This window comes from Mycobacterium sp. URHB0021 (assembly GCF_054057895.1).
The window spans coordinates 5,148,456-5,160,867 of sequence record NZ_JBSRZT010000002.1 but is presented as its reverse complement, the minus strand read 5'-3'; the positions used below and the strand labels follow the sequence as shown (position 1 = coordinate 5,160,867).

General features: G+C 66.7%; 9 protein-coding genes. 6 read left to right on the top strand and 3 right to left on the bottom strand.

What is annotated here, in order from left to right; all coding sequences use genetic code 11:
* Position 1: 1 nt before the first annotated feature.
* The 4 genes from dapF to ACVWWN_RS27755 all read left to right on the top strand — a co-directional run bounded on the left by dapF (position 2) and on the right by ACVWWN_RS27755 (position 5,217).
* Positions 2-874, top strand: coding sequence for a diaminopimelate epimerase (gene dapF, locus ACVWWN_RS27770; protein WP_457146724.1), 873 nt, complete (start codon positions 2-4; stop codon positions 872-874).
* A 44-nt stretch (positions 875-918) separates the two neighbouring features.
* Positions 919-2,331 (top strand): GTPase HflX, encoded by a 1,413-nt coding sequence (hflX, locus tag ACVWWN_RS27765; RefSeq protein ID WP_457146723.1) that lies wholly within the window; start codon positions 919-921, stop codon positions 2,329-2,331.
* 47 nt (positions 2,332-2,378) lie between these two features.
* The gene (locus ACVWWN_RS27760; RefSeq protein ID WP_457142590.1) at positions 2,379-3,461 is read left to right on the top strand and encodes an IS630 family transposase; all 1,083 of its coding nucleotides are present in this window, start codon (positions 2,379-2,381) and stop codon (positions 3,459-3,461) included.
* Between the two features lie 397 nt (positions 3,462-3,858).
* Positions 3,859-5,217 carry a DEAD/DEAH box helicase gene (locus ACVWWN_RS27755; protein ID WP_457146722.1) on the top strand — a complete coding sequence of 453 codons (1,359 nt, stop codon included), beginning with the start codon at positions 3,859-3,861 and terminating at the stop codon, positions 5,215-5,217.
* Positions 5,218-5,224: 7 nt separating this feature from the next.
* On the opposite strand, the gene ACVWWN_RS27750 is transcribed toward ACVWWN_RS27755, so the two are convergent.
* On the bottom strand, positions 5,225-5,728 hold the full coding sequence (locus tag ACVWWN_RS27750; protein ID WP_457146721.1) for a hypothetical protein: 504 nt from the start codon (positions 5,726-5,728) through the stop codon (positions 5,225-5,227).
* 4 nt (positions 5,729-5,732) lie between these two features.
* Positions 5,733-8,024, bottom strand: a complete 2,292-nt coding sequence (locus tag ACVWWN_RS27745; RefSeq protein ID WP_457146720.1) for a molybdopterin-dependent oxidoreductase — start codon at positions 8,022-8,024, stop codon at positions 5,733-5,735.
* A 106-nt stretch (positions 8,025-8,130) separates the two neighbouring features.
* On the opposite strand from ACVWWN_RS27745, the gene ACVWWN_RS27740 reads away from it, so the two are divergent.
* Complete coding sequence (locus ACVWWN_RS27740) at positions 8,131-9,291, top strand: acyl-CoA dehydrogenase family protein (protein WP_457146719.1); 1,161 nt, start codon at positions 8,131-8,133, stop codon at positions 9,289-9,291.
* A 121-nt stretch (positions 9,292-9,412) separates the two neighbouring features.
* The gene (locus ACVWWN_RS27735; RefSeq protein ID WP_457146718.1) at positions 9,413-11,521 is read left to right on the top strand and encodes an LGFP repeat-containing protein; all 2,109 of its coding nucleotides are present in this window, start codon (positions 9,413-9,415) and stop codon (positions 11,519-11,521) included.
* A gap of 30 nt (positions 11,522-11,551) precedes the next feature.
* Here the strand turns inward: ACVWWN_RS27735 and lexA are convergent, their stop codons facing one another.
* On the bottom strand, positions 11,552-12,247 hold the full coding sequence (gene lexA / locus ACVWWN_RS27730; protein WP_457146717.1) for a transcriptional repressor LexA: 696 nt from the start codon (positions 12,245-12,247) through the stop codon (positions 11,552-11,554).
* Positions 12,248-12,412: the final 165 nt, after the last annotated feature.

The window sequence follows — 12,412 nt, the reverse complement described above, 5'->3', positions numbered from 1 at the left end:
GGTGAAGTTCGCCAAAGGTCACGGCACGCAGAACGATTTCGTGCTGCTGCCCGACCCGGACGGACGGCTGACCCTGACGCCGCCCGCGGTGGTCGCGCTGTGCGACCGGCGCCGGGGCCTGGGAGCCGATGGCGTCCTGCGGGTGACCACCGCCGCGGCGGCGCAGGCGGCCGGTGTGTTCGACCGGCTGCCCGAAGGTGTCCAGTCGGGCGATTGGTACATGGACTACCGCAACGCCGACGGTTCGATCGCCCAGATGTGCGGCAACGGCGTGCGGGTGTTCGCGCACTACCTGCGCGTCAGCGGGCTGGAGAGTCGCGATGAGTTCGTCGTCGGATCCCTGGCCGGGCCGCGGCCGGTGGTGCTGCACGCCTGGGACACCAGCACCGCGGACGTCACGGTCGAGATGGGCAAGGTCAGTCAACTCGGCACGGGGGAGGCGATCGTCGGCGGCAGGCCGTTCGCGGGTCTGGCGATCGACGTCGGCAATCCCCACCTTGCCTGCGTGGACCCCGTCATGACCAGCGACGAACTCGCGAGCCTGGATGTCGCCGCACCGGTGGGGTTCGACCGCTCACAGTTCCCCGAGGGAGTGAACATCGAGGTGCTGACCGCGCCTCGGGATGGCGAGGTCACGATGCGGGTACACGAGCGGGGTGTTGGCGAGACCCTCTCCTGCGGCACCGGGACCGTCGCGGCCACGGTCGCCGCGCTGGCGTTCGGCGGGGTCACCACGGGCAGGCTCGACGTGCGGATTCCCGGCGGCAAGGTCACCGTCGCGGTCACCGACGCGTCCAGCTTCCTGCGCGGGCCGTCGGTACTGGTCGCCCAAGGCCAGATCTCTGAGGAATGGTGGCAGGGTGCGCAACGTTAATTCAGATGCGCGAGCGACATAGCCGTGCAAATCTGTAATCGCTTATGACTCATCCTGAATTTCCGCTCAACACCCCCAGCGTGGGTGAACTCGCCCTCGAGGACCGCACGGCGCTGCGCCGCGTGGGCAGTTTGTCGACCGAACTCGCCGATGTCTCCGAGGTCGAGTATCGCCAGCTGCGGCTGGAACGTGTGGTGCTCGTCGGTGTGTGGACAGACGGCAGCGCCGCCGACGCCGACGCCAGCCTTGCCGAGCTGGCCGCGCTCGCCGAGACCGCCGGGTCCGAAGTGCTCGAAGGCCTCATCCAGCGCCGTGACAAGCCCGACCCGTCGACATATATCGGCTCGGGCAAGGCGCAGGAACTGCGCGAGATCGTCGTCGCCACCGGTGCCGACACCGTCATCTGCGACGGTGAACTCAGCCCGGCGCAACTCAACGCGTTGGAGAAGGCGGTCAAGGTCAAGGTCATCGACCGGACCGCGCTGATCCTCGACATCTTTGCCCAGCACGCCACCAGCCGGGAAGGCAAGGCCCAGGTGGCCTACGCGCAGATGGAGTACATGCTGCCCCGGTTGCGTGGTTGGGGCGAATCCATGTCGCGGCAGGCCGGTGGACGGGCCGGCGGGGCGGGGGGCGGGGTGGGCACCCGCGGACCTGGCGAGACGAAGATCGAGACCGACCGGCGCCGCATCCGCGAACGGATGTCCAGGCTGCGTCGCGACATCAAGGACATGAAGAAGATTCGCGACACGCAGCGGGGTGGGCGCAGGCGCAGCGAGATTCCCTCGATCGCGATCGTCGGCTACACCAACGCCGGTAAGTCCAGTCTGTTGAACGCACTGACCGGCGCAGGAGTCCTGGTCGAGAACGCGCTGTTCGCCACGCTCGAACCGACAACGCGCCGCGGCGAATTCGCCGACAGCAGGCCGTTCGTGCTGACCGACACGGTGGGATTCGTGCGGCACCTGCCCACTCAGTTGGTCGAGGCATTCCGGTCCACCCTGGAAGAGGTGGTGGGGGCTGATCTGCTGGTGCATGTGGTCGACGGTTCCGATGCCAACCCGCTGGCGCAGATCACGGCGGTGCGGCAGGTGGTCAACGAGGTGATCTCCGAACAGGATAGCAAGCCGGTCCCAGAATTGTTGGTGGTCAACAAGGTTGACGCCGCCGATGCTCTGGCCTTGGCGCAGCTGCGGACGGCGCTGCCCGACGCGGTGTTCGTATCTGCCTATACCGGTGAGGGACTGGATCGACTGCAGCAGCGAATGGCCGAGATGATCACCCCCACCGACACCATGGTCGACGTGACGATCCCTTATGACCGCGGCGATCTGGTCAACCGCGTGCACGCGGACGGCCGTGTCGACGCCACCGAGCACACCGCCGACGGCACCAGGATCAAGGCGAGGGTGCCCATTGCGCTCGCGGCCAACCTGCGCGAGTTCGCGACGTACTAGTGGTGTGTCCTGTAATTAATTGATGATTCCTTGGTAGGCTTCACGCCATGAGGCAACCCGTTCCGGCTCTGTCGGTGTCTACAGGGCAGCGTGAGGTTCTCGAGTCGGTGGCGCGGTCGCAGTCCGCGCCGCATCGCGAGGTGGTCCGCGCGCGGGCGTTGTTGATGGCGGCCGACGGTCGGGCGAACACGGCGATCGCGGAATCGTTGTCGGTGTCGCCGGGGTCGGTCAGCAGCTGGCGCGCCCGGTTCGCCGAGGAGGGGCTGGTCAAGTTCGCCCAAGTCCGCGAGGGCCGGGGTCGCAAGAAGACGATCCCCCAGGACAAGATCGATGAGATCGTGGATCTGACACTGAACTACCGTCCCGAGGGCGAAACCCATTGGAGCTGCCGGACCATGGCCGCGGCTACCGGGGTGTCGAAATCGACTGTGCAGCAGGTGTGGTCGGCCCGGGGCCTCAAACCGCACCGGGTCGAGACGTTCAAGCTGTCCAACGATCCGAACTTCGAGGAGAAGCTGGTCGATGTCGTGGGGCTCTATCTGAATCCCCCCGAGAAGGCCATCGTCTTGTGCGCCGATGAGAAGTCCTCGGTGCAGGCGCTCGACCGCACCCAGGCATCGCTGCCGATGGTCAAGGGGCGGGGCGAGACGATGACCCACGACTACAAGCGCCACGGCACCACCACCCTGTTCGCCGCTCTGAACGTGCTGACCGGCATGATCATCAGCCAGTGCATGCCCCGGCACCGGCATCAGGAATGGTTGAAATTCCTCAAGAGCATCGACCGGCAGGTCCCCAAGGACCTGCAGATCCACCTGATCCTGGACAACTACGCCACCCACACCCACGACGATGTCCGCCAGTGGCTGGATAAACACCCCCGGTTCCACCTCCACTTCACCCCGACATCGTCGTCCTGGCTCAACCTCGTCGAACGCTGGTTCCGGGAACTGACCGACAAAGCGTTGCGGCGCGGGGTCTTCCACTCAGTGCCGGACCTCGTCGCCTCCATCCAGGAATACATCGACGCCCACAACAACGACCCCAAACCCTACGTGTGGACCGCCACCGCCGAGTCCATCCTGGCCAAAGTCGCACGCGGCCGGATCACACTCGAAAAAGTCAGCTAAAAGCAGGACACACCACTAGATCCTGCCCTCCAGCCGAACCGACTGCGTTCGTCGCCGCACTCCCAGCGGCATTGTCGCTCAACGCCTTCCGCTCACGCCGTCGTCAGCGAGGAAGTGGCTCGGAGGCCGGCACAAGCCGAATTCATCCCGGCCCGCGGCAGAGACGTACGCCACGTTCTGACGGCGGTGGCCGAGATCGGGCCTCGGGTGCGGTATCCTTGGCAGCGAGCGTTGCGCGTCGGGGAATGACGCCAACACATCACAGCCACGATCAGCCACAAGGACTCTCTTCGCGGCGATCGATCTTGCCGACCGGCAAAATCGTAACTGTGTGCCTGCAGCACTCCGCCTGGCGGTTAGCGCGGCCCACACCCCCATGCCTGAAAGGCAGTAAAACGTGACCTCGGACACATCCTTCACCGACCTCGGTGTACGAGACCCTCTCCGGAGAGTCCTCGAAAGCCAGGGCATCACCAGCCCGTTCCCGATTCAGGCGGCAACGCTTTCCGACAGCCTCGCCGGTCGTGACGTACTCGGCCGAGGAAAGACCGGCAGCGGCAAGACACTGGCATTCTCCATCCCGCTGGTCAGCCGGCTGTCCGACGCGAAGAGACGCCCGTCACACCCAGCCGGGTTGGTGCTGGCGCCGACTCGCGAACTGGCCACCCAGATCACCGCGGTGCTCGAACCGCTCGCGGCGCCCTACGGGCTGAAGGTGGCCACCATCTTCGGTGGTGTGCCGCAGGGCAGGCAGGTGACCGCGCTGAGGGCGGGTGTGGACATCGTCGTGGCGTGTCCAGGCCGGCTGGAAGACCTGATGAAGCAGCGCCACATCAGCCTCGACGCCATCGAGATCACCGTGCTCGACGAGGCCGACCACATGGCCGACCTCGGTTTCCTGCCCGGCGTCACCCGGATTCTGGCGGCCACACCGGCCGGCGGTCAGCGGCTCCTGTTCTCCGCGACCCTCGACAACGGCGTGGACAAGCTGGTCCGCCGCTTCCTGCGCAACGAGGTCCTGCACTCCGTCGACGAGATCAGCGCGCCGCCGCCGGCGATGACCCACCACGTGTTCCACGTCGCGGGCGCGGCCGCCAAGAAGGACCTCGTGCAGGCGCTGGCATCCGGGAGCGGACGTCGAATCCTCTTCATGCGCACCAAGCATCAGGCGCGCAAGCTGGCCAAGCAGCTCACCGAATCAGGAGTGCCGTCGGTCGATCTGCACGGCAACCTGTCGCAGCCTGCGCGCGATCGCAACCTCGCCGCGTTCAGCGCGGGCGAGGCCCGGGTGCTGGTCGCGACGGACATCGCCGCCCGCGGGGTGCACGTCGACGAGGTCGAACTCGTAGTCCACGTCGATCCGCCGATGGAGCACAAGGCATATCTACACCGGTCCGGCCGCACCGCGAGGGCCGGCAGCGCGGGTGATGTGGTGACCGTGGTGCTGCCCGAACAGCGCCGTGACACCCAACAGCTGCTGCGGCGCGCGGGCATCACCGCACAACCGCAACAGGTTGCGGCCGACTCGGACGTGGTGCGCACACTCGTCGGTGAAGTCGCGCCGTACCGCGCGCCCGCACCGAAGTCGGCCCCGCCGGCCCGGCCGGCCGATGGACACCAGCGCCGTCGCCGCGGTTCGTCGGGCCGGGGTCAAGGCCAGGGCCAGGGGCAGCCGAACGCCGCCCGGCACGGCGCCAACCGCCGAGGTGACAACGGCGGCCGACGCCCAAGGGCCAAGCAGTCCGCTGCGCATTAGCGCGATTTCAGCCGACGTCGTAGACGTCGGCTGCGGGCGCGGCCATCACTCGCTGCGCCAGATGCGCTTTCAGCTCGTCGAGCCGCGACTCCTGCCGGCCGCTGCGTTTCTCGGTCCGGGCCAGGTCGACGAACTCGTCGGTGACGAACCCGTCGCGGAGCAGAAGCGTCGCGGTCTGCCTGCCGATGGTGACGACGAAAACGAAGTCCTCCAGCAGCCGTCCGCGATCGGAGCGGACCAGCGAACGGTCGACGACATATCGCCCGTCGCTGACCGCGCGCGTGACCGCCTCGAAGCCGTCTCGCGCGCCGGGCCCGCGGAACGCCGTGCGCACGGTGATCGAGCGGCGATCCGGTGGCCCGTCGGGGGAGAGGGACGCGAAGGCGCGTTCCAGGACCTTGAACGCCATCGCCACGCCGGCGGGTGAGTGACCCCCGTGGTAGCGCATCATGTCGTCGAGCGTGAAGGTTATCGGCCGCCCGCGTTCTTCGACAGTGAGCGATTCGGTCATCTCTCTACCGGCGCGGCGTGATCACCGGCGGCTCGTGCGCCCGCACCGGGGGCAGCGGACCATCGAACTTCTCGATCTGCACCAGCACATGCGCGCCGGTGCAGCCGCGCGCCAGCGATGACGTGCCGACGTCCTCGGTCAGCACGTTCGGGTTGCCGTGCACGCACATCGCATCCGGGTCCGCGGGGTCGAGCGGGTCGAACCATGCCCCGGTCGACAGCTGTACCACCTTGGGACGCACACGGTCATCGACCACCAGGCCGGCCAGGCAGGCGCCGCGGTCGTTGAATACCCGCACCACGTCGCCGTCGACCAGCCCGCGCGCGTCGGCATCGGCCGGATTCATCCGGATAGGTTCGCGCCCTTGTACTTTGGAGGCCTGACTAGTGGCGCCACCGTCGAGCTGACTGTGCAACCGCGATGCGGGCTGATTGGCCAGCAGATGCAGCGGATAGTCGGCCGCCCGGGCACCGCCCAGCCATTCGGTGGGTTCGTACCACTTGGGGTGGCCCGCGCAGTCGTCGTACCGGAACCCGTCGATCTCCCGCGAGAAGATCTCGATGAGACCGCTCGGTGTGCCCAGCCGATGGGTCTTGGGGTCAGCGCGGAAGTCGCCGAGCAATGTCAGGCCCGTCTCGGTGGGTAGCTGCAGCCTGCCCCGTTGCCAGAATTCGTCGAAGGTCGGTACCGTGAAATCCAGTCCCGCGGCCCACTTGTCGTACATATGGGTCAGCCACTGTCGGGCGGTGCGGCCCTCGGTGAATTTCTCGGCGAACCCCAACCGCCCCGCTACGGCGGTGAACGTTGCGTAATCATCGCGGGACTGCGCATACGGTTCGGCCAGTTGCGGCATGGCCACCAGAAGCGGGTCGTTGCGGGAGCCGGAGAAGTCGTCGCGCTCGAACGCCGTCGTCGACGGCACCACGATGTCGGCGTGCTTGGCCATCGCCGTCCAGTACGGGTCGTGAACGACGACGGTGTCCACCCGCCCCAGGGCCCGGCGCAGCCGCGCGATGTTCTGGTGGTGGTGAAACGGATTCCCGCCGGCCCAGTAGACCAATTTGATCTCGGGATACGTCAACTGCCGGCCGTTGAAGTCGAATGGCTGACCGGGGTGCAGCAGCATGTGGCTGACCGCTGCGACGGGGATGAACGTCCGGACGGGGTTGAGCCCCTGCGGCAGCGACGGCAACGAACAGCGCAGCGGCGGCAGCCCCGGTTCGTTCATCGAGCCGTAGCCATGTCCGAAACCACCTCCGGGAAGGCCGATCTGACCCAGCATCGCCGCCAGCGTGAGCCCCATCCAGGGGGCCTGCTCGCCGTGCCTGGTCCGCTGCAGCGACCAGCTGACCGTGACGATGGTGCGCCCGGCCGCCATCCGCCGGGCCAGCGCGGTGAGATCGTCGGCCGCCAGCCCGCAGATCGCCGAGGCCCACTGCGGCGATTTGGGCACGCCGTCGTCGGTACCGAGCAGATAGCGCTCGAACCGCTCGTAACCCGTGCAGTAGGTGCGGAGGAACTCGCGGTCGGCCAGCGATTCGGTGGCCAGTACATGCGCGAGCGCGAGCATGATCGCCACGTCGGTGCCGGGTACCGGTGCGTGCCAATCGCTGTCACCATCCGCGTCGTCACGCAACGGGGAGAACGACACGACCCGGCCGCCGCGGGCGCGGAACCGGCGCAAGGCATCGCGAGCCGGATGCGCGGTGGTGCCGCCGTGATTCGTCCCGGTGTTCTTCATGGCCATCCCGCCGAAACACACCAGCAGATCGGTGTGCTCGACGATGACCTCCCACTGGGTGGATCGCTTGAACAGGTCATCATGCGTGCCGACCACTCGCGGCATGATCACACCGGTCGCGCCGAGGCTGTAGGAGTGGCGGGAAAAGGTGTATCCGCCAAGCAGTTTGAGGAAGCGGTGAATCTGGCTCTGGGCGTGGTGGAAGCGGCCGGCGCTGGCCCAGCCGTACGAGCCGCCGTAGATCGCCTCGTTGCCGTGGACGTCGATGACCCGCCGGAGCTCGTCGGCCAGCAGCTCGGTGAGTTCGTCCCACGACACCGCGACGAATTCGTCGGCGCCCCGTCTTGCGCTGGGTCCCGGACCGTCATGCAGCCAGCCCCGCCGGACCGCAGGGCCCGCGACACGCGCGGAGTTCCGGAGCGAACCCACCAGATTTCCCAGCAGCGGCGACGGGTCGACATCACCCTCGAGGGGCTCGACCGAGGCGATGTCACCGGCCTCCATGCCCGCGCTGAACGCGCCCCAGTGCGTGAGGCTGATCGGAGCCGAGGCCATGGCCCGAGTCTAAGGGCCCGGAGACACCGCCTTCGGTCAACCAACCATCCGGTTGGATGGGGTATTTTGTCGGTAACAGCCCGTACCAGTCACGGAGGTCAGCCCAATGGGCGATGTCGTCAAGTACGACCGCACCCTGTTCGAGCCCGAGCACAATCTGTTCCGCGAGTCCTATCGCGCATTCCTGGATCGGCACGTGGCGCCGTACCACGACCAGTGGGAAGAGGAGAAGATCGTCGACCGCGGCGTCTGGTTGGAGGCGGGCAAGCAGGGCTTCTTGGGCATGGCCGTGCCGGAGGAGTACGGCGGCGGTGGCAATCCCGACTTCCGCTACAACGTGATCGTCACCGAGGAGACCACCGCCGGGCGCTACAGCGGCATCGGCTTCGGCCTGCACAACGACGTGGTCGCCCCGTATCTGCTGCGGTTGGCCACCGACGAGCAGAAGCAGCGGTGGCTTCCGCAGTTCTGCACCGGAGAAATCATCACAGCGATCGCCATGACCGAGCCCGGAACGGGCAGTGACCTGCAGGGCATCAAGACCCGGGCCGTCAAGGACGGTGACTACTACATCCTCAACGGCGCGAAGACGTTCATCACCAACGGTATCAACGCCGATCTGGTGATCGTGGTCGCCCGAACCGACCCGGACAAGGGCGCACTGGGCTTTTCACTGCTGGTCGTCGAGCGTGGCATGGAGGGCTTCGAGCGCGGCCGCAAACTCGACAAGATCGGCCTCGATGCGCAGGACACCGCCGAATTGTCGTTCACCGACGTGAAGGTGCCCGCCGACAACCTCCTCGGCGAAGAGGGCCAGGGCTTCGTCTACCTGATGCAGAACCTGCCGCAGGAGCGCATCGGGATCGCCGTGATGGCGGCCGCGGCGATGGAGGCGGTGCTCAAGTCCACTCTGCAATACACGAAGGAACGCAAGGCATTTGGCCGTCCCATCGGCAGTCAGCAGAACAGCCGGTTCCTGTTGGCCGAACTCGCGACCGAGGCCACCGTGGTGCGCATCATGGTCGACGAGTTCCTCAAATTGCACCTCGAGGAGAAGCTGACGGCCGAGCAGGCCGCGATGGCGAAGTGGTATTCGACCGAAAAGCAGGTCGCTCTGATCGACCGCTGCCTACAGCTGCACGGCGGTTACGGTTACATGCGTGAATATCCGGTCGCGCGGGCCTATCTCGATTCTCGCGTGCAGACCATCTACGGCGGCACGACCGAGATCATGAAGGAAATCATCGGCCGCAGCATGGGTGTCTAGGGGCCGCCAGGTATTTTCTCTGTGTGGCACGGCCATGGTCCTTGGTTATCGACGTCTGCTGACGCACAGTTGACGGGCGCGATACTTTTCAAGGAATTTTGTGCCGACGCGGGGAGGACGAATGAGCGGGCAGTGGACCGTGCGCAGCACGGTTTTCGGTCGCGTGGCCATCGGGGTACTGGCGGCCGCGGCGGCACTGCTGCTGTCACCCGTCGCTGCGGCGACCCCGGAGTCCGACGCCAACGACGCGATCAGCGCCGCCTACGACGCCGGCGGTGGTGACACCGGTCCGCTCGGGCCGAGGGACGGCGACGTCTACGCCGTCGGTCCGGGATTCGGGCAGAACTTCGCGGGCGGCAAGATTTACTTCACCCCGGCGACCGGTGCCCACATCATGACCGGCGCGATCCTCGACAAGTTCGATTCGCTGGGCGGGCCCGCCGACAGTGACCTGGGCTTTCCCACCATCGACGAGGGTGCGGGGCGGGCCCCCGACAGCCGCAACACCACGTTCAGCGCAGCCGACAACCCGGTGATCTTCTGGACCCCGGCCACCGGAGCCCGCGTGGTGCGGGGTGCCATCAACGCCGCCTGGGACAAGCTGGGTGGATCCGCCGGCACACTCGGCGTGCCGGCCGAGGATGAAACCTATGACGGCGACGTCGTAAGCCAGGCTTTCACCGGTGGCGAGTTGTCCTATGACACGAAAAAGAAGACGTTCACCACTGTTCCGCCCGACCTCGGCGGCCAGCTGACCGACCTCACGATTCCGGAAGACCCGACCTCTGCCATCAATGCCGCGCGGCGTGCGGCCGGCGGACCGCTCGGCCCGCTGGGCGCACCGGACGGCGCGGTGTACAAGATCGGGGCCGACGGATTCGGGCAGAACTTCGCCGGCGGCAAGATCTTCTACAGTCCGGCGACCGGCGCCAATGTCGTGACCGGGCAGGTACTGGCCAAGTACGACAGCGTCGGGGGCCCGGAAGGCGACCTGGGCTTCCCCACCGGCAACGAGGCGGACGGCGGTGCGCCGAACAGTCGGGTCAGCACCTTCGCGGCCAAGGACCAGCCCTTGATCTTCTGGACTCCGGACTATGGCGCAGTCATCGTCCGTGGGGCCATGAACGCCGCCTGGCAGAAACTGGGTGGCGCCACGGGTGACCTCGGTGTGCCGATGGCCGATCAAACCGAGAACGGCGAAGTCATCACCCAGCGGTTCGCCGGTGGTGCGGTCTCGTGGGACGCTTCGACGAAGAAGTTCAGCACGGAACCCGCCAACCTGGCCTCCGGACTGGCCGGGCTGGACGTGCCCGGACAAGACCTGCCCAAGGCGACGAACGGCGCACAGGCCGCAAATGACAACGGCAACAACTCGTCTCATTGGACCTGGTGGTGGTTGCTCGCCATCGTGCCGATTCTGCTTCTCGTCGGACTCGTGGCCTTGGCCGCGGTGCACCGCCGCCGTCGCCGCGCCGGCGATTCGCAAGCGGTCCGCGATGACTCGCAGCCATTCGACGCCGCCCAGGTGGGCGCGCCCGGGAACGAGGAACGTGACGATCGGACCGGCCAGATGTTCGGCGACCGATACGCCCAACAAGGTCTGGGATCGTTGTCGCCGGTGAGCACGTGGGGCACCACCCATGACACCGCAACCGGGGAATCCGACACCACGCAGAGTGCGGTGACGGAGGAGGAAGAAGACCCCGACAAGGTCGATACCGCGCCAACGCGGATCGAGAAGGATGCCTCGGACGTCGACGCCGCGGATGTCCAGAGCGCGGACGTCGAGACCGCGGACGTCGACGCCGCGGACGTCCAGAGCGCGGACGTCGAGACCGCGGACGTCCAGAGCGCGGACGAGGAGAGCGAATTCGATACCGCGGCCGTGAGAAGCGAGTTCGATACTGCGGACGGGACAAATGAAACGGACATCGCGGAGGCGATCCGGAGTATCAGCCTTGGAGCGAGCCCACGACCGGAGCGGGACCCGTTGACCGACACCGGCCGTCACGCCCGCATTGTGATCGACGAACCCGAACCCGCCCAGACCGCGCTTCGCCTGCCCCTCGACGACCCCAACCAGGCGCCGGACGGATATCCCATCAAGGCCGACACGAAATCGGGGCTGTACTGGGCGCCCGGCAGCGCGCTCTACGACGACGCGCGCGCCGAGATCTGGTTCGCCAGCGAGGAGTTCGCGATCACGAACGGCTTCGTTCGGGGCGATTAGGTTTGTTCGGGGCGATCAGGTCAGCGGTGACTAGATCTTGCGGATGACGGTGACGACCTTGCCGAGCACCGCCGCGTCGTTACCCGGGATGGGCTCGAACGCTGGATTGTGCGGCATCAGCCACACCTGACCACGAGTCCGCTTGAATGTCTTGACCGTGGCCTCTCCGTCGATCATCGCTGCGACAATGTCGCCGTTGTCGGCCACGTTCTGCTGACGTACCACGACCCAGTCCCCGTTGCAGATGGCCGCGTCGACCATCGAGTCGCCGACCACTTTGAGCAGGAACAACGATCCCTCGCCGACCAGCTCCTTCGGCAGCGGAAAGACGTCCTCGACGGCCTCCTCCGCGAGTATCGGCCCACCCGCCGCAATGCGACCCAACACCGGCACGAAGGTCGGTTCGGGTAGCGTGTCGGATCCGGCCACGTCGGTGGCGACGATGGGGGTCACCACGTCGTCGGCGCCCCGCACGTCAACGGCCCGCGGGCGGTTGGGATCGCGCCGCAGATAGCCTTTTCGCTCCAGTGTGCGGAGCTGGTGCGCGACCGACGATGTCGAGGTGAGGCCGACGGCGTCGCCGATCTCCCTGATGCTGGGTGGATAGCCCCGGCTGGTCACCGAGGCGCGGATGACATCCAGAATGGTGCGCTGACGCTCGGTCAGACCTGTGTCGAGACTTCGGCGTCCGCCTGTGCTGCCAGCACTGTCCGTGTCGTCGCTCATGGCGCCGAATGTAGTCGGGCCCGCTTCAATAATCAAACATGTGTTCGAGGCGTGTCGGATATCGGCGCCGGGTTCCGGCGACGGACCCGGCGCGCGCCCGAGTTGTCGGAGGGGCGATCTATCGTTTCGCAACAGTTCGATCACACGTTCTATAACTCGAACACA